27 protein-coding genes are annotated in these 21,571 nt (G+C 61.4%); 2 read left to right on the forward strand and 25 right to left on the reverse strand.

Translation table 11 applies throughout. The annotated features are described in order from the left end of the window. Positions 1–49 precede the first annotated feature (49 nt). The gene (glnA, locus tag NKH83_RS19810) at positions 50–1,459 is read left to right on the forward strand and encodes a type I glutamate--ammonia ligase (RefSeq protein ID WP_254817166.1); all 1,410 of its coding nucleotides are present in this window, start codon (positions 50–52) and stop codon (positions 1,457–1,459) included. 122 nt (positions 1,460–1,581) lie between these two features. Here glnA and NKH83_RS19815 read toward each other — a convergent pair whose 3' ends face one another. After that, on the reverse strand, positions 1,582–2,622 hold the full coding sequence (locus tag NKH83_RS19815) for a glutamine synthetase beta-grasp domain-containing protein (protein WP_254817165.1): 1,041 nt from the start codon (positions 2,620–2,622) through the stop codon (positions 1,582–1,584). 319 nt (positions 2,623–2,941) lie between these two features. On the opposite strand from NKH83_RS19815, the gene NKH83_RS19820 reads away from it, so the two are divergent. After that, positions 2,942–3,136, forward strand: coding sequence for a DUF2735 domain-containing protein (locus tag NKH83_RS19820; RefSeq protein WP_292660390.1), 195 nt, complete (start codon positions 2,942–2,944; stop codon positions 3,134–3,136). Positions 3,137–3,212: 76 nt separating this feature from the next. Here NKH83_RS19820 and NKH83_RS19825 read toward each other — a convergent pair whose 3' ends face one another. The 24 genes from NKH83_RS19825 to rpsN all read right to left on the reverse strand — a co-directional run bounded on the left by NKH83_RS19825 (position 3,213) and on the right by rpsN (position 21,564). Beyond that, positions 3,213–5,102 (reverse strand): MFS transporter, encoded by a 1,890-nt coding sequence (locus tag NKH83_RS19825; protein WP_352478803.1) that lies wholly within the window; start codon positions 5,100–5,102, stop codon positions 3,213–3,215. A gap of 185 nt (positions 5,103–5,287) precedes the next feature. Next, complete coding sequence (locus tag NKH83_RS19830; protein ID WP_352806832.1) at positions 5,288–6,079, reverse strand: ATP12 family chaperone protein; 792 nt, start codon at positions 6,077–6,079, stop codon at positions 5,288–5,290. A 2-nt stretch (positions 6,080–6,081) separates the two neighbouring features. Further along, positions 6,082–6,999, reverse strand: coding sequence for a DMT family transporter (locus NKH83_RS19835; protein WP_352645829.1), 918 nt, complete (start codon positions 6,997–6,999; stop codon positions 6,082–6,084). Beyond that, positions 6,996–7,202 carry a hypothetical protein gene (locus tag NKH83_RS19840; protein WP_254817160.1) on the reverse strand — a complete coding sequence of 69 codons (207 nt, stop codon included), beginning with the start codon at positions 7,200–7,202 and terminating at the stop codon, positions 6,996–6,998. The genes NKH83_RS19835 and NKH83_RS19840 overlap by 4 nt, the downstream gene beginning before the upstream one ends. A 19-nt stretch (positions 7,203–7,221) precedes the next feature. After that, complete coding sequence (locus NKH83_RS19845) at positions 7,222–8,202, reverse strand: RluA family pseudouridine synthase (RefSeq protein ID WP_352801477.1); 981 nt, start codon at positions 8,200–8,202, stop codon at positions 7,222–7,224. Between the two features lie 62 nt (positions 8,203–8,264). Next, entirely contained in the window at positions 8,265–8,603 is a 339-nt protein-coding gene (locus tag NKH83_RS19850; protein ID WP_254817158.1) for a DUF190 domain-containing protein, read from the reverse strand. Next, on the reverse strand, positions 8,600–8,971 hold the full coding sequence (locus NKH83_RS19855) for a CrcB family protein (protein ID WP_352801814.1): 372 nt from the start codon (positions 8,969–8,971) through the stop codon (positions 8,600–8,602). Before NKH83_RS19855 ends, NKH83_RS19850 begins: the two co-directional genes overlap by 4 nt. A gap of 125 nt (positions 8,972–9,096) precedes the next feature. Then, positions 9,097–9,483 (reverse strand): fluoride efflux transporter CrcB, encoded by a 387-nt coding sequence (crcB, locus tag NKH83_RS19860; protein ID WP_352806837.1) that lies wholly within the window; start codon positions 9,481–9,483, stop codon positions 9,097–9,099. A 31-nt stretch (positions 9,484–9,514) separates the two neighbouring features. Further along, positions 9,515–10,345 (reverse strand): aspartyl/asparaginyl beta-hydroxylase domain-containing protein, encoded by an 831-nt coding sequence (locus NKH83_RS19865; protein ID WP_254817156.1) that lies wholly within the window; start codon positions 10,343–10,345, stop codon positions 9,515–9,517. Positions 10,346–10,481: 136 nt separating this feature from the next. Next, on the reverse strand, positions 10,482–11,792 hold the full coding sequence (locus tag NKH83_RS19870; RefSeq protein WP_352806841.1) for a replication-associated recombination protein A: 1,311 nt from the start codon (positions 11,790–11,792) through the stop codon (positions 10,482–10,484). A 43-nt stretch (positions 11,793–11,835) separates the two neighbouring features. Further along, positions 11,836–13,323 (reverse strand): DegQ family serine endoprotease, encoded by a 1,488-nt coding sequence (locus NKH83_RS19875; protein WP_352806844.1) that lies wholly within the window; start codon positions 13,321–13,323, stop codon positions 11,836–11,838. Between the two features lie 193 nt (positions 13,324–13,516). Then, the gene (rplQ, locus tag NKH83_RS19880) at positions 13,517–13,948 is read right to left on the reverse strand and encodes a 50S ribosomal protein L17 (protein ID WP_023675127.1); all 432 of its coding nucleotides are present in this window, start codon (positions 13,946–13,948) and stop codon (positions 13,517–13,519) included. Between the two features lie 116 nt (positions 13,949–14,064). After that, entirely contained in the window at positions 14,065–15,075 is a 1,011-nt protein-coding gene (locus NKH83_RS19885) for a DNA-directed RNA polymerase subunit alpha (RefSeq protein ID WP_023675128.1), read from the reverse strand. A 104-nt stretch (positions 15,076–15,179) separates the two neighbouring features. Next, a complete protein-coding gene (gene rpsK, locus NKH83_RS19890; protein WP_023799279.1) occupies positions 15,180–15,569 on the reverse strand; it encodes a 30S ribosomal protein S11 in 390 nt (129 codons plus the stop codon). 139 nt (positions 15,570–15,708) lie between these two features. After that, the gene (rpsM, locus tag NKH83_RS19895; protein ID WP_006205445.1) at positions 15,709–16,077 is read right to left on the reverse strand and encodes a 30S ribosomal protein S13; all 369 of its coding nucleotides are present in this window, start codon (positions 16,075–16,077) and stop codon (positions 15,709–15,711) included. Between the two features lie 198 nt (positions 16,078–16,275). Continuing rightward, the gene (locus tag NKH83_RS19900) at positions 16,276–16,887 is read right to left on the reverse strand and encodes an adenylate kinase (RefSeq protein ID WP_352478786.1); all 612 of its coding nucleotides are present in this window, start codon (positions 16,885–16,887) and stop codon (positions 16,276–16,278) included. After that, positions 16,884–18,224 carry a preprotein translocase subunit SecY gene (gene secY, locus NKH83_RS19905; protein WP_023675130.1) on the reverse strand — a complete coding sequence of 447 codons (1,341 nt, stop codon included), beginning with the start codon at positions 18,222–18,224 and terminating at the stop codon, positions 16,884–16,886. Before secY ends, NKH83_RS19900 begins: the two co-directional genes overlap by 4 nt. Before the next feature lie 191 nt (positions 18,225–18,415). Continuing rightward, positions 18,416–18,889 (reverse strand): 50S ribosomal protein L15, encoded by a 474-nt coding sequence (gene rplO, locus NKH83_RS19910; protein ID WP_352478784.1) that lies wholly within the window; start codon positions 18,887–18,889, stop codon positions 18,416–18,418. 22 nt (positions 18,890–18,911) lie between these two features. Next, positions 18,912–19,109 (reverse strand): 50S ribosomal protein L30, encoded by a 198-nt coding sequence (rpmD, locus tag NKH83_RS19915; RefSeq protein ID WP_006205449.1) that lies wholly within the window; start codon positions 19,107–19,109, stop codon positions 18,912–18,914. A gap of 24 nt (positions 19,110–19,133) precedes the next feature. Further along, a complete protein-coding gene (gene rpsE / locus NKH83_RS19920; RefSeq protein ID WP_352806849.1) occupies positions 19,134–19,697 on the reverse strand; it encodes a 30S ribosomal protein S5 in 564 nt (187 codons plus the stop codon). 83 nt (positions 19,698–19,780) lie between these two features. After that, complete coding sequence (rplR, locus tag NKH83_RS19925) at positions 19,781–20,140, reverse strand: 50S ribosomal protein L18 (RefSeq protein ID WP_352478782.1); 360 nt, start codon at positions 20,138–20,140, stop codon at positions 19,781–19,783. 85 nt (positions 20,141–20,225) lie between these two features. After that, on the reverse strand, positions 20,226–20,759 hold the full coding sequence (rplF, locus tag NKH83_RS19930; protein ID WP_023675133.1) for a 50S ribosomal protein L6: 534 nt from the start codon (positions 20,757–20,759) through the stop codon (positions 20,226–20,228). An 88-nt stretch (positions 20,760–20,847) separates the two neighbouring features. Next, positions 20,848–21,246: a 30S ribosomal protein S8 gene (gene rpsH, locus NKH83_RS19935; protein ID WP_006205453.1), complete on the reverse strand. Its 399-nt coding sequence runs from the start codon at positions 21,244–21,246 to the stop codon at positions 20,848–20,850. A 12-nt stretch (positions 21,247–21,258) separates the two neighbouring features. Then, complete coding sequence (rpsN, locus tag NKH83_RS19940; RefSeq protein ID WP_352478780.1) at positions 21,259–21,564, reverse strand: 30S ribosomal protein S14; 306 nt, start codon at positions 21,562–21,564, stop codon at positions 21,259–21,261. Positions 21,565–21,571 lie beyond the last annotated feature (7 nt).

Consider the following 21,571-nt stretch of genomic DNA (forward strand, 5'->3'; position numbering starts at 1 on the left):
TCCCGTTAAAAGGCCACGTTCAAACGTCATCACATAGGGAAGCAGGGACATGACGACAGCCAAAGACATCATGAAGCAGATCAAAGACAACGACGTGAAGTTCGTTGATCTGCGCTTCACCGATCCGAAGGGCAAACTGCAGCACGTAACGATGGATGTCGTCGAGGTCGAGGAAGACATGTTTGCCGATGGCGTCATGTTCGACGGTTCCTCGATCGCCGGCTGGAAGGCGATCAACGAGTCCGACATGGTGCTGATGCCCGATGCGGATACGGTGCATATGGACCCGTTCTTCGCCCAGTCGACCATGGTCATCCTGTGCGACATTCTCGATCCGATCTCGGGAGAATCCTACAACCGCGACCCTCGCGGCACCGCCAAGAAGGCCGAGGCCTACATGAAGGCTGAAGGCATCGGCGACCAGATCTTCGTCGGTCCTGAAGCCGAGTTCTTCGTGTTCGACGACGTCAAGTACAAGGCCGATCCCTACAACACCGGCTTCAGGCTGGATTCCACCGAACTGCCGTCCAATGACGACACCGACTATGAGACCGGCAATCTCGGTCACCGGCCGCGCATCAAAGGCGGCTATTTCCCGGTGCCGCCGATCGATTCGGCACAGGACATGCGTTCGGAAATGCTCACTGTGCTCGCCGAAATGGGCGTGCGCGTTGAAAAGCACCATCACGAAGTGGCCGCCGCGCAGCACGAGCTCGGCATCAAGTTCGACACACTGGTCCGCAACGCAGACAAGATGCTGATCTACAAATATGTCGTGCACCAGGTCGCCAACGCCTATGGGAAGACGGCCACTTTCATGCCGAAGCCGGTGTTCGGCGACAATGGCTCGGGCATGCATGTCCACCAGTCAATCTGGAAGGAAGGCAAGCCGACTTTCGCCGGCAACGAATATGCCGGCCTGTCCGAGAGCTGCCTGTTCTACATCGGTGGCATCATCAAGCATGCGAAGGCGATCAACGCCTTCACCAACCCGCTGACCAATTCCTACAAGCGCCTGGTTCCGGGCTATGAAGCGCCGGTGCTGCTCGCCTATTCGGCACGCAACCGCTCGGCCTCGTGCCGCATTCCGTTCGGCTCGTCGCCGAAATCCAAGCGCGTCGAGGTCCGCTTCCCCGATCCTGGTGCCAACCCCTATCTCGCATTTGCCGCCATGCTGATGGCCGGCCTCGACGGCATCAAGAACAAGATCCACCCGGGACAGCCGATGGACAAGGATCTCTACGACCTGCCGCCGAAGGAATTGAAGAAGATCCCGACCGTCTGCGGGTCGCTGCGCGAAGCCCTGCAGAGCCTCGACAAGGACCGCGGCTTCCTGAAGGCCGGCGGCGTCTTCGACGACGACCAGATCGACAGCTATATCGAGCTCAAGATGGCCGAGGTGATGCGCTTCGAAATGACGCCGCATCCGGTCGAATACGATATGTATTATTCGGTGTGATCCCGAACCTCATAGTCACCTAGAAAAAACCCCGGCGGAGACGCCGGGGTTTTTTGATGCAATGCGATGGGAAAGAAAGTCACACGGCGCAGACACCCGAGGTCCGCGCCGTGAACGCATTCTCAAGCCGCGGCCGAAACCTCGGCGCTGGTCGGGACGGAGGCGATCGTCTTCAATATCTGCGAAGCGATCTGGTAGGGGTCGCCCTGCGAGTTCGGACGGCGATCCTCGAGATAGCCCTTGTAGCCGTTGTTGATAAAGGAATGCGGCACGCGGATCGAAGCGCCGCGGTCGGCGATGCCGTAGCTGAACCTGTTCCAGGGCGCGGTCTCGTGCTTGCCGGTCAAACGCTTGTCGTTGTCCGGCCCATAGACGGCGATGTGGTCCATCAGGTTTTTGTCGAAGGCTGCCATCAGCGCCTCGAAATAGCCCTTGCCACCGACTTCGCGCATATAGGCGGTCGAGAAGTTGGCATGCATGCCGGAGCCGTTCCAATCGGTGTCGCCGAGCGGCTTGCAGTGGTATTCGATGTCGATGCCGTACTTCTCGGTCAGGCGCTGCAACAAATAGCGCGCCATCCACATCTGGTCGGCGGCCTTCTTGGAGCCCTTGCCAAAGATCTGGAATTCCCACTGGCCTTTGGCCACCTCGGCGTTGATGCCTTCATGATTGATGCCGGCGGCAAGGCAAAGGTCGAGATGCTCCTCGACGATCTGCCTGGCGACGGAGCCGACATTGCTATAGCCGACGCCAGTGTAGTACGGGCCTTGCGGCGCCGGATAGCCACTCTCGGGGAAGCCGAGCGGACGGCCGTCCTTGTAGAAGAAATATTCCTGCTCGAAGCCGAACCAGGCGCCCTCGTCGTCGAGAATGGTGGCGCGCTTGTTGGACGCATGCGGCGTCACGCCGTCCGGCATCATGACCTCGCACATGACGAGCGCGCCATTTGTGCGGGCGGGATCCGGATAGACGGCGACCGGCTTCAAAACGCAGTCGGAGCTGTGGCCCTCGGCCTGCATGGTCGAAGAACCGTCGAAGCCCCACAGCGGAAGCTGGTCGAGCGTCGGAAACTCGGCGTAGTCCTTGACCTGCGTCTTTCCGCGGAGGTTGGGAACCGGGGTGTATCCATCGAGCCAAATGTACTCGAGCTTGTATTTCGTCATTCTAGCCTCTCGTTGCTTGATCACCGAACCCTGGATGGCGCCGGGGCGAGCCGGCCTATCCAGCAGCCGACCTGCCGGATTACTAAAATGCAATTCGTGTGCCATTCTCGCCGGCGACGGATGCGGCAAAAGTGAGGTTCTATCCGCCCAAAATCGCTGGTCCGCCGTCATGCTGCGCTCGGATCATCCACAAGCACATTTTGCATAAATAATGTGCACGTACTGATCTTTTCGTAATCATATTGCCTAATTCGGTTGCTGAACCTATGTTGGGGAAAGGTTGAATCGGCAAGGTTCTGTCGAAGAAAGGAAACCGACAATGGAAATCACTTCCACTCGTCAGTCGGCCAAAATCCTGATGTTCCCGGTGGCAGCGCGCGCCTCTGCCTCAAATTTAAGCGGAAAGGCTAAGTTCGCGGCAGAACTTGCTTCTTTGCGCAACCGAACGGATTTCGGAAGTGCCTGGTATCATGAGGCAGCGATCGAGGAAGCGAAACAGGATCGGAAGAGCTAAGCCCTGCACTCGATAAATTGAAAAAGCCCGGCGCGATCGCTCGCGCCGGGCTTTGCTTTGAACCGGGACGGGCCGGCTACTGTTTGGTGTGCAGGTCCGTTCCGAGCGTGTCCCTGATAAAGATCATGCCGATGATCAGCGACATCGCCGCGATCACCACTGGGTACCAGAGACCGTAGTAGATATCGCCCTTGTAGGCGCTGAGCGCGAACACCGTCGCCGGCAGCAGCCCGCCGAACCAGCCATTGCCGATGTGATAGGGCAGCGACATGCCGGTGTAGCGGATGCGGGTCGGGAACATCTCGACCAGGATCGCGGCGATCGGCCCGTACACCATCGTGACGAAGACCACGAGGATGAACAGGATGGCGATCGTCATCGGCCAGTTGACCGCTGCAGGGTCGGCAAACATGGCGAAGGGACCGCCGCCGGGTACGGTGTAGACAGTGACCTCGGGGGCTCCCGCAGCCTCGTCGGCAGTCAGCAGCTTGTCCTTGATCGCCTGGTCAGTCGGAACGGTAGCCTTGTCGCCGGCGCGGATTGCCGCGGCATCGAGCTTCAGCTCAGGATTGGCCGCAATAAAGGCCTCGAGCTTCTGGTCCGGCACCTTGGCGGCTGCCCGCTTCAGCGGGTAGCCGCCATCCCGAAGTGCCGTGTAGACCGCCTTGGCGAAAGCTGCATCCTTGGCCTTGGCCTGATCGCCGGCGGCCGTGGCGTCATAAGACTCGACCGTCTCGTTGCCGATTTTGACCGACGCGGCTGTACCAGGCGCCGCAGTCGATACCACGTCGTAAGGCACCGAGTTCTTGGTCAGGAACGACGTGGCGATATCGCACGAGGTCGTGAACTTTGCAGTGCCCACCGGGTTGAACTGGAACTTGCAGTCTCCCGGTGCCGCGGTCACCGTCGCGCGTGTGTTCTGCTGCGCTGTGGCGAGCGCCGGATTGGCTGCCCAGGTCAGCGCCTTAAACAACGGGAAGGTGCAGACGATCGCCAGCGCAAGGCCGGCCATGATGATCGGCTTGCGGCCGATCTTGTCGGAGAGCCAGCCGAACACGACGAAAAAGATGGAGCCGACTGCTAGCGCGATTGCGATCATGATGTTGACCGACTGCGCGTCGACCTTGAGCACGTTGGTTAGGAAGAACAGCGCGTAGAACTGGCCATTGTACCAGACTACGGCCTGGCCTGCTGTGAGGCCGAGCAGTGCCAGCAGGGCAATCTTTGCGTTCTTCCACTGGCCGAAGGCTTCCGACAGCGGCGCCTTGGAGCCTTTGCCTTCGTCCTTCATGCGCTGGAAGGTCGGCGATTCAGAAAGCGACAGTCGGATCCATATCGAAATCCCGAGGAGCAGAAAAGAAACGATGAACGGAATGCGCCAGCCCCAGGCGGCGTAGGTTTCCTTGGCCATCGACCCCTGGACGATCAGAATGACGACCAGCGACAGGAACAGGCCGAGCGTTGCCGTCGTCTGTATCCACGACGTGTAGTAGCCGCGGCGATCGTCAGGTGCGTGCTCGGCGACATAGGTCGCGGCACCGCCATACTCGCCGCCGAGCGCCAGGCCCTGCAACATGCGCAAGATGATCAGGATCACGGGAGCGGCGATGCCCAAAGTCGCATAGCCAGGCAGCAAGCCGACCAGGAAGGTCGACAGGCCCATGATCGTCATGGTGACAAGGAAAGTGTATTTACGGCCGACAAGGTCGCCGATGCGGCCGAACAGCAATGCGCCGAACGGGCGCACGAGGAAGCCAGCGGCAAACGCCAGCAGCGCGAAAATATTGCGCGTCGCTTCCGGAATGGTTGGACTGAAAAAAGTCGAACCAATGAATACTGCCAGCGAGCCGTAGAGATAAAAATCGTACCATTCGAAAACGGTGCCGAGCGAAGAAGCGAAGATGACCTTCTTCTCCTCGCGTGTCATGCCGCGGCTTGTTTTGCCGGCGGTCGATGCCATTGCCATGAGCGTATCCTCCCGTGTGATTCCGTCAGCCCTCGATGCTGCGCGTCATCGTCCGCGTTTCCTCGCAACGCAGACTCAGTGCAGCCACCGGTGCAAAAAATGACAGAAAGCAGTGCCCAGAGGCAGACCGCCTTTGGGATTATGACTTTGGTCTAATGTGCAGTGCGAAATGGCGGGCGGTGCCGTCAGCCTTTGAGAGCTTCGAGCAGCTTGACTGCGGCCATCATGTCGCGCTTGCGGGCAGCGCGGCGCGCGAGCGCCTCTGCATCATGGCCCCATTGCTCGGCCTGCCAGTCCTCGTCGACATGACCGGCAGCCCAGGCCGCCTCGCCGTCGAGCTCGCCGAAGTCGACGGCGAGCGCCAGCAGCGCCGATCCGGTCAGCGAGGTCATGACGTGAATGGCGGCAAGGCGCAGCGGATCGGCACGTTGGGCAAGATGCTGGCCGAGCAGCGCGATACTCTCGCGCGGCTGTTCGACATGGATCACGCCATCGGTGAGATGGAATCGGGCGCCGAGTGCGCTGCGCACCCAGTCGATGACCGGGTCCCAATGCTCGTTCTGCCGGTCGACTAGTCCTTGGGGCGCATCGGCGCGGTAGCAGAGCAGATCGGATGAGGCGAAGCGCAGTATGTCCTCCAGCACCGCCTGGGGATCACTGGCGACGCCATCGATTGCCGTATTGACCAGACGCATCACCGGCATCGTCACCGGGTCGATGGTCTCCTCCTGTGCGGCGAATTCCTCGGCGACGAGAGCAGCCGCCTTTTCGGTTGGCAGCGCCAGCAGCGCCTTGGCCGGCGTGCGGACGGGCTTGCCATCGAGATGGACGGCAAAACCGTCTTCGACCGGTGCTACCGCGACAGACTTGTAGAAGCGCTTCGGCAGTTGCGTCTTCATCTGGATCTGGGCGCGACGCACCGGGTCCGGATCGGAGAGCTGCTTTCCAGCTTCGAGGTCGTTCAATATGTCGCGCATGCTCATCCGGGGGCTTGTTTTCGGGCCGGCCGGTTGACGATGATAAGACCGGCGGCGATGAGGCCGAGTGCCAGGAAGATACGAACTGTCAACGGCTCGTTCAAGAAGACGGCGCCGCAGAGCACACCGAACACCGGCGACAGGAAGGTGAAGCTCGACAGTCCAGATGCAGGGTAGCGCCGGAGCAGCCAGAACCACAGAACATAGGTGAACGCGACGACGTAGACGGCCTGGAACAACAAAGCCAAGGTCGGCAGAACGGCAAAGCTGCGGACTGGCGGGCCGGCAAAAGGCATCACCAAAATCCCGACGACGGCGGCCCCGGCCAGTTGATAGAGCAGCAGCTTTTCGGCGCTGGCCGTGACCAGCTTCGACCGCTTGATGACGATATTGGTCACGGCCCACAGAATGCCGGCGCCGAGACTGAGCAAATCGCCGCTCAATGTTGCGCCGCCATTGGCGCTCAGTTTGTCGGAAAACACCGCGACCAGTCCGGCGAAAGCGAGCAGAAGACCAACGAGCTTGCGTGCCGTGATGCTTTCACCCAGCAGGAAATGGCCGCCGACCAGCATCCAGAACGGCATGGTGTTGACCAGCAAGGTGTTGCGCACGACGGTGGTGTGTTCGAGCCCGACATACAGAAACAGGAACTCGAGACCGAAAAGCGCGCCTGCCAGAATGCCGGCGACGAGGGTCTTGTCGGGCGTGAACAGCGCGATGCCGCGCCAGCGGCACCAGCCGAAAACACACAGGCCGCCGATCACCGAGCGGGCGATCGACAGGAAAACGGGATCGTAGCCGGCATAGGAGATCTTGGCGGCGACGTAGTTCAGCCCCCAGGAAAAAGTCAGCCCAACCATGATGGCGGCGGCGGCAGCGTCAACGGAACTGCGGCGGTCCATTGCGGTTGCTGCGGTCATTGCTTGGACTGGCTTTCCAGCTTCGCGAGCAGCGCCTTCAGCACTTCGGTATTCTGCCTTACCGCTTCGGTGTTCTCACGGCCGATTTCGGCCATCGACCCCTGCCGGGTTGCAACGCGGCGTATATAAGCGAACCAGACGACGAGAATCAGGATGAACGGCAACCAGTTCACCAACTGACGAACGAGCGACGCTTCATCCATGGTTTACGCCCTCGCTCATTTAATCCTCTGCGCTTGCGTCGTCGAAGCCGATCAGGTTCCAGCTCTGGCGCATGTGCGGCGGCATCGGCGCGGTGACGTCGACAAACCCCTTGTCGGGATGCGGGATGACGATGCGGCGGGCGTGCAGATGCAGGCGGTTCTGCATGCCCCCGGGAAAATCCCAATTGGTGTCGGCCTCGAAATATTTGGGGTCACCGATGATCGGGCAGCCGATATGCGCGGCATGGACACGAAGCTGGTGGGTGCGGCCGGTATACGGCTCCATCTCCAGCCAGGTCATCGTCTGTGCAGCCTGCTCGATGATACGGTAGTAGGACACGGCGTGGTCGGCGCCCTTTTCGCCATGCTTGGCGATGCGCACGCGATCGCCGTCGGGCGTCGGTTCCTTGATCAACCAGGTCGAGATCTTGTCCTCGCGCTTCGGCGGCACACCCTTGACCAGCGCCCAGTAGGTTTTCTTCGTCTCACGCGCCCGGAACGCTTCGGCGAGCTTCATGGCGGCGAGCCTTGTACGGGCGACAACCAGAACACCCGACGTGTCGCGGTCGAGCCGGTGCACCAGACGCGGCTTCTCGCCCTTCTGGTTGCGCCAGGCTTCCAGCATGTCGTCGACATTGCGGGTGACCCCGGAGCCGCCTTGCACCGCCAGGCCGGCCGGCTTGTTGAAGACGAAGACCTTCGGGTCCTCATGGATCAGCATCTTGGCCAGGACATCGGCGTCGCCCTGGTTGCGTATCGAATGGCCGGTCAGCGGGCTTTCGCCTTTCTTGTCGACTTCGAGCGGCGGGACACGCACCGTCTGGCCGGCTTCGACGCGGGTATCGGCCTTCACCCTGCCGCCGTCGATGCGGATCTGGCCGGAACGCAGCAGCTTCTGCAGATGACCGAAACCGAGACCGGGGAAATGGCTCTTGAACCAACGGTCGAGCCGCATGCCCGCCTCGCCGGCGTCCACTGTGATCTGTTCAACGCCTGCCATGATTCCAATCGCCGTTTTGCGGGCATGCAACGGCATTCGCCGGCACCCGCAATCTCACTCGGTTATTCGTTGTCGGTTCCATATTGCAGAACCTGAACTTTCTCCAGCGTAATCAAGCCACTTGTCATGATTGTTTCAAGAACGGGCAGGAAAGCGGCCAATTTTTCCTCGTCATCGACGATCTCGATGACGAGGGGCAGATCCTCCGATAGGCGGAGGATCTTCGTGGTGTGAAGCCGGCTGGAATGGCCGAACCCCATCGCGCCGCGCAGGACTGTCGCGCCGGCGATCTGCATTTCGCGGGCCCTCAGCACGATAACCTCATACAGCGGACGGCCATCTGCCTTGTCGTTTTCGCCGATAAATATGCGCAGCAATTGCGCCTGCGTTGGTATCTTCATTGCCTGGACCCTCTCAGCCGGTTGAGGCGAACTGCAAAGATGTAGCCAAGCCAGACGGCGGCAAGCCAGGCCACCACGGAGATCGCGATATTGAGTCCAGCCGCCAGAAGCCTCCCGCCTTGCGCGAGGGTGAGCGTTTCAAGGCTGAAGGCCGAGAAGGTCGTCAGGCCGCCACAGAAGCCGGCCATGAAGAACTGGCGCTGCAGCGGACCGGCGAAGACGCGTCCATCCGGTCCCGTCAATGTCGCGTAGAAGCCGATGAGGAATGAGCCGACAATGTTGACGAGGAGTGTGCCGAAGGGAAATCCAGCGCCCCACAGGGCAGTGCTCGTCGATGAGGCAAGCGCCCGCAGCACACCGCCGATCATGCTGCCCGCGGCCACGGTCGCATAGAGCCGAACCGTTTCGGAGGTTCTGCGCCAACCAATGAGGCGTCCGCCATGCCCGGCCGCGGCAGTCTCCGTCCCGTCGTGGCGGAGCTTCCGCGGGCCGCTCACGGCGCCCCGCTGCCAATCAGAAGACTTCCCGCGGCAAAGCCCAGCGTCACGCCGCCGAGGCTCAGGAAAACCGAAAGCAGCACATTTCCGCCGGCGCGCAGCCATTCGCCCTCGCGCGCCAGCGCCAGCGTCTGCAGGCTGAAGGAAGACACCGTGGTGTAGCAGCCGAGGCCGCCGGTGACGGCAAAGGCCCAGATGGCGGGCATGCCGTCGCGCGCCACCGCATGCGCAACGACACCGATTGCAAACGCTCCCGAGACGTTAACCACCATCGTGCCCCAGGGAAAGGTCTCGCCAACCCGGCGGGCGACGAAGCCGGACAAGAAGAAGCGGGCCATTGCGCCGATCGCGCCACCAAGGCAGACAAGCAACAGATGATACATCGTGCTCCCTCACGCCAGTCACACCACGGTGTCAGGCGGCTCCGGCCTTCTTCGGCTTGCTGGAGGCGATCATCTTCCAGTTTTTGTAGAACATGGCATTGATGCGCTCGACGCTGACCGAAACGATGGCCAGGAGTGTCGAGATCAGACCGGGAAACGGCGACGGGCGAATGATGTCCATGAACACACAGTAGCGGCGCCCGTCATATTCGTTGACCGAGCGGTGCAGCAGCGTGTCGTCGAAAATATAGAGCGGATTGTCGTGCCAGTAGTTCCTGGCGTTGTTGCACTCGACGAAAACCTCGGCCTTCACCGGGAGAAGATTGTAGAGAATGCGTAGGCTGAGCCGCAGCGGTCCGAAATGCCAGGAGGTCGATTCCTTGCCCCTGAACACCGACACGGCGATGGTCTTGATGTATTTGAAATCCTTGTTGAATTCGGCAACGTTGTCGATTTTATGCTTGCCATACCACTGATAGACATACATGCCGCGCCGGCCGCTGCCGAAATTGGCATCGATATCGGCGATGATCTCGTCCTTGCGCGCTTTGAAGACGTCCAGGACCTCGTTGACCTCGCGTTGATAGTCCGGAGGAAACTGGTCCAGTTTCCAGACACCCCGGTTTCTGTAGCACAGCAGATCGACCAGCAGATTGAAGGGCGAAAGCAGCCAGGTGAAGATGCCGTTGCCGAGGAAATAACCACTGAACAGGGCCCAGTTCTTGTTGTCGTTGCGCAACACGTCGATCAGACCGAGGACAATGAAAATTGTCATCAGGATGGGAATGAAATAAAAGCCGAGCGCCAGCAGCGGGATCGCTATGGCGAACTTCCGAAGGGTCTTGCGAGATTTTTTTGTCATTTTTCCACGCGCCAGGCGCGATTCCATTCTGAATATCGTCGGTACGTTTCTGGCCTGTCCGCCGGCCGAAGGCGCATCTTGATAGGGTTTTTTGTCACGCCAGACAACGGCGATCACGCCACTGTGCGACTGGCAGCTACTTTTCCCGCTCGCTGCGCAGCTTCGCCCAATAATCCAGCCGCTTCCTGATATCGCGCTCGAAGCCGCGCTCGGGCGGGTCGTAGAATGTCTGCCTTCCCATCTTCTCCGGAAAATAGTCCTGGCCGGAAAAAGCGTCGGGCTGGTCGTGGTCGTAGCGATAGCCGGCGCCGTAATCTTCCTGTTTCATCAGCTTGGTCGGCGCATTGAGAATGTGTTTGGGCGGCAGCAGCGAACCGAATTCCTTCGCCGCCTGTGTGGCGGCCTTGAACGCGGTATAGACTGCATTGGATTTCGGCGCGGTGGCGAGATAGACGGTCGCCTCGGCGAAGGCCAGTTCGCCCTCGGGCGAGCCCAGATAGTCGTAGGCGTCCTTGGCGGCGTTAGCGACGACGAGCGCCTGCGGGTCGGCCAGCCCGATATCCTCCATCGCCATGCGCACCAACCGGCGCCCGAGATAAAGCGGATCTTCGCCGGCGTCGAACATGCGGGCCAGATAGTAGAGTGCCGCGTCGGGGTCGGAGCCGCGCACCGATTTGTGCAAGGCGGAGATCAAATTATAATGGCCGTCCTGGCCCTTATCGTAGATCGGCGCGCGGCGCTGGACGATGCGCTGCAGAGCTTCGGCGCCGAACACCTCCTTTGATTTCGCTGCGCGCCAGACCTCTTCGGCGAGCGTCAGCGCCGCGCGGCCGTCGCCGTCGCTCATGCGGATGAGCATCGCCCGCGCGTCTTCATCGAGCGGCAGCGCCCTGCCCTCTGCCTGCTCGGCCCGCGCCAGCAGCTTGGCGATGCTGTCCTCGCCGAGCGAGTGAAAGACCAGCACGCGCGCGCGCGACAAAAGCGCGGCGTTAAGCTCGAAGGACGGGTTCTCGGTGGTGGCGCCGACCAGCACGACGGTGCCGTCTTCCATCACCGGCAGAAAACTGTCCTGCTGAGCGCGGTTGAAGCGATGGATCTCATCGACGAACAGCAGTGTCTGGCGGCCGTTCGAGCGGCGCAGCTTAGCTGCCTCGAACACTTTCTTCAGGTCGGCAACGCCGGAAAACACGGCCGAAATCTGTTCGAAGACGAGGCTTGTCTCTCCGGCAAGCAGCCGTGCGACCGTTGTCTTGCCGGTGCCGGGCGGGCCCCAGAAAATCATCGAACCGAGCGAGCCGGAGCCGATCAGCCGCGTCAGCGCGCCGTCGGGTCCGGTCAGGTGCTCCTGGCCGACGACCTCGCCAAGGTTCTTCGGGCGCAGACGGTCCGCCAGCGGCCTGCCGGGCGGCGTCTTTTCCGGTTCATCGACACTGAACAGATCGGCCATGCAACTTCTTCTGCCTGGAGCCCGATCATGCTGACGGTCGGGCTCAGTAACGCAACACCTGGCGCAGTATCTGCCCGCCGCGCTCGACGGTAAAGCGCCACCAGCGCGTATCCTGCTGGGCTACCTGTTCCAGGGTCGCCGCCTTGTCGATCGTCAGGCCATTGACCTCACGCACGATGTCGCCCGGCTGGAATCCAAAATCGGCAGCGGGCGAATCGCGGTTGATGTCGACCACGGTTACGCCTTTGACATCGGTGCGCAGACCGAGCCGTTGGGCAAGCCGTGGCGACAGTTCAGCAACCTTGGCGCCGGAAAACGGGCTGCGGCCGCGCAATGTGAGTTCCGCAGCTTTGGCGCCTTCGGGCGGTCGTTCCAGAGCGATGTCCATCGTCGCCTGCTGACCCTTGCTCAGAACGCCGAAGCTGGCGTTCGTACCAATCGACAGCGTCGCCATCCGGTAGTCCAGCGCCCCGACGCTCTCGACCGGCTTGCCGTTGAGCGACAGCACTACGTCGCCAGGCTTGAGCCCTGCCTTGGCCGCGGGTCCCGCCTCTTCGACTGAAGAAACCAGCGCACCGGTCGGTTTGTCCATGCCAAGCGATTCCGCAATCTGCGGCGTCACCGCCTCGAACTCGGCACCGGCATACGGCCGCTCGAAGAAGTCGAGCCCGGCCTTGGCCGCATCGGCGAAAGCGCGGACCATGTTCGAAGGGATGGCAAAGCCGATGCCGATCGAGCCGCCGCTACGGCTGTAGATCGCCGTGTTGATGCCGATCAGCTGCCCTCCCATGTTGACCAGCGCGCCGCCGGAATTGCCGGGATTGATGGCCGCGTCGGTCTGGATGAAGAAGCTGGAATCGGAGACGCCGATATGGCTGCGCGCCACCGCCGAAATGATGCCGCTGGTGGTGGTCTGGCCGACCCCGAATGGATTGCCGATCGCCAGCACCAGGTCGCCAACCTCGAGCGCGTCGGAATCGCCGATGGCGATCACCGGGAACGGCTTGTCGGAAGAAATCTTGAGCACGGCGAGGTCGAGCGTCTCATCCTTGAGCAGCACCTTACTGTCGAATTCGCGCCCGTCGGCGGTCGCGACCTTGACCTGGTCGGCGTCCTTGACGACATGGAAATTGGTCACCACGACGCCGGTCGGATCGACCAGTACCCCCGAACCGAGCGACGACTGCGCGCGCGGCTGCGAGCGGCCGAAGAACTCCTCGAAGAACGGATCGCCGTCGAAGGGTGACGCCACCTTGGCGGTCTGCGAGGCGTAGACATTGACTACAGCCGGCGCCGTCTGCTTGACCAGCGGCGCAAAGGACAGCTGCACCTCCTCGCGGCCGAACGGCACGCGCTTGTCGGGGCCGGAGGTGGCGTTTTCGCCTTCGACGCCATGCAACAGATCGGTCAGCACGTCGGACAGACCAGGATCTGGCTTGGTCTCCTCCGCCAGCGCGTGCCTGGCCGCCGGCACGAGGGCCAACGCCATCAAGGCGCAGATCAGAACAATGGACAGCCGTTTAACGCGCATTCCGAATCCTCCAAGTCGGGCGCAATTGTCCTGACGATTGTGCAAAATGAAAGGCTAAGCCGCTGAAATCCGATTATTTTGGGTAGTCGCCGCAAAAACCGGTGATCAACCCCTACCAGCCCTGCCCGTTTACCTTCGGAAACAGAAAAAGGGGCCCGGAGGCCCCTTTTGAACTTCTCAGGAAAGCCGAGCCTTATGCGGCCGCGGCTTCCTCTTCGGTGCCTTCAGCCTCGATGCGGGCACGGTCGCCGGCGCCCTTGGCCGAGGTGTCGCGGTCGACGAACTCGATAACCGCCATTGCCGCGTTATCACCGTGGCGGAAGCCGGCCTTCATGATGCGCAGATAGCCGCCGTTGCGGGTGGCATAACGTGGCGCGATGGTATCGAACAGGCGCTTGACGACGCCTTCATTGCCGATCTGGGCAATAACCTGGCGGCGGGCGTGCAGGTCGCCGCGCTTGCCGAGCGTCACCAACTTCTCGACGATCGGACGCAAATCCTTCGCCTTCGGTAGCGTGGTGAGGATCTGCTCGTGCTCGATAAGCGACACGGCAAGGTTGGCAAACATCGACTTGCGATGGCTTATGCTGCGGGCGAACCGGCGGCCTTTAAATCCGTGGCGCATGGCTCTTCTCCTTCATTGCGGTTTCAAGAGGCCTGAGCCCCAGTTGGTTAGCCGCATGATCTTGTCCGAAAAGTCTGCAACTTTTTGCTGCGCTGACCTTCGGTTCGGGATCATGCTTAATATTGATCTTCGTAACGCTTGGCGAGGTCTTCGATGTTTTCCGGCGGCCAGTCCGGCACTTCCATGCCGAGATGCAGGCCCATCGCCGCCAGGACTTCCTTGATCTCGTTCAGCGACTTGCGGCCGAAGTTCGGGGTGCGCAGCATCTCGGCTTCGGTCTTCTGGATCAGGTCGCCGATGTAGACGATGTTGTCGTTCTTCAGGCAGTTGGCAGAGCGCACGGAAAGCTCGAGCTCGTCGACCTTCTTGAGCAGCGCCGGGTTGAAGGCAAGCTCGGTAACCTGCTCGGCGGCGACTTCCTTCTGCGGCTCGTCGAAATTGACGAACAGGCCGAGCTGGTCCTGCAGGATGCGAGCGGCGAAGGCCACTGCGTCCTCGCCCGAGATCGAACCATCGGTCTCGATGGTCATGGTCAGCTTGTCATAGTCGAGAACCTGGCCCTCGCGGGTGTTCTCGACCTTATAGGAGACCTTCTTGACCGGCGAATACAGGCTGTCGACGGGGATCAGCCCGATCGGCGCGTCCTCGGCGCGGTTGCGGTCGGCCGGCACATAGCCCTTGCCGGTGTCGACGGTGAATTCCATGCGGATTTCAGCGCCCTCGTCCAGCGTACAGATGACGTGGTCGGGATTAAGGATCTCGACGTCGCCAACCGTCTGGATGTCGCCGGCGAGAACCGCACCCGGTCCCTGCTTGCGTACGACCATGCGCTTGGGGCCGTCGCCTTCCATGCGGATGGCGATTTCCTTGATATTCAAGACGATGTCGGTCACGTCCTCGCGGACGCCGGCGATGGACGAGAATTCATGCAGAACGCCGTCGATCTGCACGGCGGTCACAGCCGCGCCACGCAGCGAAGATAGAAGCACGCGGCGCAGCGCGTTGCCGAGGGTGAGGCCGAAGCCGCGCTCGAGCGGCTCGGCGACGAGCGTGGTCAGCGTCTTCTTCTTCGACGAGAACTCGATCTTGTTCGGCTTGATCAGTTCTTGCCAATTTTTCTGGATCATAGTGCTTTCCTTCCGTTGTCCCGCCACCATCCAATCGTGGCGGGCGACCTGGAATGCCGTGGAGGAGCGCCCTTGAGGCGCTCGCGCGGCGTTCGGTAAATTCTTTAGACGCGGCGCTTCTTGCGCGGGCGGCAACCATTGTGCGGGATCGGCGTCACATCACGGATCGAGGTGATGGTGAAGCCGGCGGCCTGCAGCGCGCGCAGCGCCGATTCACGACCGGAGCCGGGTCCACAGACCTCGACCTCGAGCATGCGCATGCCGTGTTCTTGGGCCTTCTTGGCAACATCTTCGGCGGCCATCTGGGCAGCGAACGGGGTCGACTTGCGCGATCCCTTGAAGCCCTGGGCTCCAGCCGACGACCAGGCAATCGAGTTACCCTGCGCGTCGGTGATGGTGATCATCGTGTTGTTGAAGGTCGAATTGACATGGGCAACGCCCGACGAGATGTTCTTGCGTTCGCGACGGCGAACACGAGTGGCTTCCTTGGCCATGATGGTCCTTTCAGTTGATCTCTACACCGCCGTAATGCCAGCGGCTCCACCAGGGAGAAGGCAGTAGGGGAATATGGCAGTAGGGCAGTATGTCTGCCGTTCCTATTGCCTTACTGCCCTACTCCCTTACTGCCCTAAATTACTTCTTCTTTCCGGCAATCGACTTGGCTGGGCCCTTGCGGGTGCGCGCATTGGTATGCGTGCGCTGGCCACGAACCGGCAGCGAGCGGCGGTGACGCAGGCCGCGGTAGCAGCCGAGGTCCATGAGTCGCTTGATGTTCATCGACACTTCGCGGCGCAGGTCGCCCTCGACCTGATAGTCGCGGTCGATGGTCTCGCGGATCTGCAGCACTTCCGCGTCGGTCAGCTGGTTGACGCGACGCTCGGCCGGGATGCCGACCTTGTCGACGATCTCCTGGGCGAACTTCTTGCCAATGCCGTGAATGTATTGAAGCGCGATGACGACGCGCTTGTTGGTCGGAATGTTGACGCCGGCTATACGAGCCATGTTCTTCTCTTCTCCATGTAGGCCGGGCGAGCCGGCGCTTCAAGTTGCCCCGCGTCCGGTGGAGGCCGGCCCTTGCGGGAGTTTCCAGTTCAAAGCGGCCTGCCTTGCCCTTGCGGACAAGCAAGCCTCATGCCTGATAGGAAGACGGGCCGCCATACCCCAGCGGGCCGCTCCAGTCAAGCGCAATCGTTCGATTCTCTAGCCGGCCGCTCGGCCAACCTGCCGGGTCGTCGCCCTGAGCACCGCCTCGATCTGCTGCGTCACCGCATCGATGTCGGCCATGCCATCGACGCCCCTAAGTTTGCCCTTGGCATAGTAGTAGCCGATCAGCGGCGAGGTTTTCTTGTAATATTCCCTCAAGCGTTCTTCGAACACCGCTGGACTGTCGTCCTTGCGCACTGGCAGGCCTGCGGCCTTGGCTTCTTCGGCGCGCTTGACGATTCGGCCAACCAGCGCCTTGTCGTCGACGACAAATTCGATGACCGCGTCTAGCTCCAGTCCGCGATCCGACAGCATTTCCTCAACGGCGTCCGCTTGCACCAGAGTTCGCGGATACCCGTCAAGGATGAAACCGTTTGCGCAATCAGCTTGATCGATGCGCTCGGCCACGATGGCATTGACGATAGCGTCGGACACCAGTTCGCCAGCGTCCATCACCGCCTTGGCGCGCTTGCCGACTTCGGTGCCGGCCTGAACAGCAGCACGCAGCATGTCCCCCGTGGAAAGCTGTGGGATGCCGTGTCGTTCTACCAGTCTCTGTGCTTGTGTCCCCTTGCCCGCCCCCGGCGGTCCAAGCAATATCAACCTCATCTGGCCTTTTTCCCCCCGCGCAGCTTCGACTTCTTGATCAGGCCCTCATACTGGTGCGCGATCAGGTGACCCTGAATCTGCGCCACCGTATCGAGCGTTACACTGACCACGATCAGGAGCGAAGTGCCACCAAGGTAGAACGGTACGCCAGTCGCTGAAATCAGGAACTCGGGCAGCAGACACACCAGCACCAGATAAATGGCGCCGACGACGGTGATGCGGGTGAGCACATAGTCGATATAGTCCGCAGTGCGCTCGCCCGGACGATAGCCCGGGATGAAACCAGAATGCTTCTTGAGCTGGTCGGCGGTGTCCTTCGGATTGAAGACGATCGCCGTATAGAAGAAGGCGAAGAACACGATCATCGCCGCGTAGAAGGCCATATAAAGCGGCTGGCCGTGGCCGAGCGCCGCCAGGATGGTGCTAGCCCATGCAGGCATATTGGTGGTCTGCGAGAAGCCGGCGACGGTCGCAGGCAGCAGCAGCAGCGACGAGGCGAAGATCGGCGGAATGACGCCGGACGTGTTGAGCTTCAGCGGCAGATGCGAGGTATCGCCCTGGAACATGCGATTGCCAACCTGGCGCTTGGGATACTGGATCAGCAGGCGGCGCTGGGCGCGCTCGAAGAAGACGATCAGCGCGATGACGATGATGGCGAGCACGATGATCGCTAGGATCAGGCCGGTCGACAAGGCGCCGGTGCGGCCAAGCTCCAGCGTGCCGGAGATGGCGCGCGGCAGGCCGGCGACGATGCCGGAGAAGATGATCAGCGAAATGCCGTTGCCGATGCCGCGGGCGGTGATCTGCTCGCCAAGCCACATCAGGAACATGGTGCCGCCGACCAGCGTGACGACGGTAGAGATGCGGAAGAACATGCCGGGATCGTTGACGATGCCATTGCCGCCCTCAAGCCCGACCGAAATGCCGTACGCCTGGACCAGCGCCAGAAGCACTGTGCCGTAGCGCGTGTACTGGTTGATGATCTTGCGGCCCTGCTCGCCTTCCTTCTTCAGCGCTTCCAGCGACGGAATGACCGAGGTCATCAGCTGCATAATGATGGAAGCGGAGATATAGGGCATAATGCCAAGGGCAAAGATCGCCATGCGCTGCACGGCGCCGCCGGCGAACATGTTGAACATGCCGAGCACGCCCTTGCTCTGCGACGAGAAGGCCTGGGCGAAAGCGTCGGGATTGATGCCGGGCAGCGGGATGTAGGTGCCAAGACGGTAGACGAGCAGCGCGCCGATGGTGAACCAGATGCGCTTCTTCAAATCCTCGGCTTTGGCGAAGGCCGAAAAATTCAGATTCGAGGCTAGTTGTTCAGCAGCCGAAGCCATGCCTGATTCTCCGCTTGGTCACGCTCGATGCCCGCAGCTCAGGCGGCGCGTGTCACCGAAGCTCACGAGATAAGCTCCGGACTGCAAACATGCAAGCGGCCGCGTTGATGCGGCCGCCACATCTGTCGGATCAAAGCACGACCGCAGGCAAAACCGAATTCCGCCTTTGCCGAACGTGCTTCAAATTGCCGTTACTCGGCGGCTGCCTGCTCAGGCAGTTTCACCGAGCCGCCGGCCTCTTCGATCTTCTCGATCGCGGCCTTGGAGGCTCCGGCCACGTCGAAGGCAAGCTTGGCCTTGATGTCGCCGTCCGAAAGGATGCGCACGCCGTCCTTGACGCGACGGATGACGCCGGCCGCAACCAGCGCCTCGGCCGTCACAACTGTCTTAGCGTCAAGCTTCTTGGCATCGAGCGCCGCCTGGATGCGGGCCAGCGACACGACAGTGAAGCTCTTGGCGAAGATATTGTTGAAGCCGCGCTTCGGCAGACGCCGGTAGAGCGGCATCTGGCCACCCTCGAAGCCGTTGACGGCGACACCGGAGCGCGCCTTCTGGCCCTTGACGCCGCGACCGGCGGTCTTGCCCGAACCGGAACCGATGCCACGGCCGAGACGCTTCTTGGAATGCGTCGCGCCGTCCTTGTCACGCAGATCATTGAGTTTCATCTGGATTCTCCTGCGCTCTGGCTCAGCCCTCGTCCACGACGCGGACGAGATGCTGGACGGCAGCGATCATGCCGCGCACGGAGGGCGTATCCTCCAGCGTGCGCTGCTTGTGCATCTTGTTGAGGCCGAGGCCGACCAGCGTTGCGCGCTGCTCCTTCGGCCGGCGGATCGGTGAACCGATCTGCTCGACGGTGATGGTCTTGGTTGCTTTCTTGGCCATGGTCAGATCCCTGGTCAGCGTCGACTATTCTTCAGCCGCAACGGCGGTGCCGCGGCGGGCCTGAAGGGTCGAATACTTGATGCCGCGCGCGGCAGCCACATCCTTCGGATGCATCTGGCTCTTCAGCGCGTCGAAAGTGGCGCGAACCATGTTGTAGGGGTTCGAAGAACCCATCGACTTGGCGACCACGTCATTCATGCCGAGCGTCTCGAATACGGCGCGCATCGGGCCGCCGGCGATGATGCCCGTACCTTGCTTGGCGGCGCGCAGCAGGACACGTCCCGCTCCCCAGCGTCCCTCGACGTCATGGTGCAGCGTGCGGCCCGAGCGCAACGGCACGAAGATCATGTCGCGCTTGGCCGATTCGGTCGCCTTGCGGATCGCCTCCGGCACTTCACGCGCCTTGCCGTGCCCGAAGCCGACGCGGCCCTTCTGGTCGCCGACGACAACGAGTGCTGCAAAGCCGAAGCGCCGGCCGCCCTTGACGACCTTGGCGACACGGTTGATGTGGACGAGCTTGTCGACCATGCCGTCGTCGCGTTCTTCGCGATCACGGCCGCGGCCGCCATCCCTACGTTCCTGTGCCATATCCTGTTCCTTGTTTTTTTCCGGAAGCACGGTTGATGATGATATCCGGCGGCCTCTGTGGGTCGCCGGGGCAAATTTCGTTTTTAGAAGCTCAGACCACCTTCACGTGCAGCCTCGGCAAGCGCCTTGACGCGGCCGTGGTAGATGTAGGCGCCCCGGTCGAAGACGACTTCCTTGATGCCGGCCTTCGAGGCACGCTCGGCGATCAGCTTGCCGATGGCAGCTGCGGCCGCGGTGTCGGCGCCGGTCTTGAGCGAGCCCTTGAGCTCCTTCTCAAGCGTCGAAGCAGCCGCGATGGTGTGGCCCTTGGTGTCGTCGATCACCTGGACATAGATGTTCTTCGACGTGCGATGGACCGACAAACGCGGACGATCGCCGGCAACCTTTTTGATCTGGCGGCGGACGCGCTGAGCGCGGCGTTGGGTGGATTCTTTCGAGCCCATGATATCAGTTCCTTGCCTTCAAAAAACGGGGGCAACCATATGCGGTAGGACGAGCCTCCCGCGACCGCTCCCCGCGGCGTTAAAATTACTTCTTCTTGCCTTCCTTGCGGACGATCTTCTCGCCAGCATAGCGGACGCCCTTGCCCTTGTAGGGCTCGGGGCTGCGGTACTCGCGGATCTCGGCGGCAACCTGACCGACCTGCTGCTTGTCGATGCCGGTCACGGTGATTTCCGTCGGCTTCGGCACCGAAATCGTCACGCCCTGCGGCGTCTCGTAGACAACGTCGTGGCTGAAGCCGAGCGCCAGCTGCAGGTTCTTGCCTTGCATGGCGGCGCGATAGCCGACGCCGGTGATCTCGAGCTTCTTTTCGAAGCCGTCCTTGACGCCCTGCAGGATGTTGACGATCTGCGTGCGCGACATGCCCCATTTGGAACGGGCGGTCTTGGTCTGGTCGCGCGGCTGGACAGCGATCTCGCTGCCTTCCATCTTGACCAGCACTTCGTCGTTCACCACGAACTTCAGCTCGCCCTTCGGACCCTTCGCCGTCACGGTCTGGCCGTTGACGGTCGCGGTCACGCCCTGCGGCAGCGAAACGGGTTTCTTTCCAATACGAGACATTCTGTTGTCCTCGTCACTTCTCTTGTTTCAGGTCTCGGTTTTCGGGACTTGATCCCGAAAGCCGGATTCCAACGGGTCACACACCAGATCAGAAGATCTGGCAGAGGATTTCCCCGCCGACATTCTGTTCGCGCGCTTCGTGGTCGGCCATCACACCCTTCGGCGTCGAAAGAATGGCGATGCCGAGGCCGTTGGCGACGTGTGGTATCGACTTGGCGGAAACGTAGACGCGGCGGCCGGGCTTCGAGACCCGGGCGATTTCGCGCACCACCGGCGCACCGTCGAAATACTTCAGCTCGATCTCGATTTCGGACTTGCCGTTGTCGAAGTCGGTCTGGCTGTAGTCGCGGATATAGCCTTCGGCCTTCAGCACGTCGAGGACACGGGTGCGCAGGCGCGAAGCCGGCGTCGAAACGCTCGACTTCTTACGGCCATACGCGTTGCGGATGCGGGTCAGCATATCGCCGAGAGGATCGCTCAATGACATGTTATGTCCTCCTTACCAGCTCGACTTGACCAGGCCCGGGATCTGGCCGTTATTGCCGAGATCACGAAGCGCGATACGCGATACTTTGAGCTTGCGATAATAGGCACGCGGACGTCCGGTGACTTCGCAGCGGTTGCGGATGCGGGTCTTGGCCGAGTTGCGCGGCAGCGCCGAAAGCTTCAGCTGAGCGCGGAAGCGCTCTTCCATCGGCTTGGCCTGATCCATGATGATCGCCTTGAGCACCTTGCGCTTGGCAGCGAACTGGTCCGCAAGCTTGCGGCGCCTGTTGTTCTTCTCGACTGAGCTGGTCTTTGCCATTTCAGAT

The sequence above is a fragment of the Mesorhizobium sp. M0909 genome, assembly GCF_040319515.1.
Classification (GTDB): domain Bacteria; phylum Pseudomonadota; class Alphaproteobacteria; order Rhizobiales; family Rhizobiaceae; genus Mesorhizobium.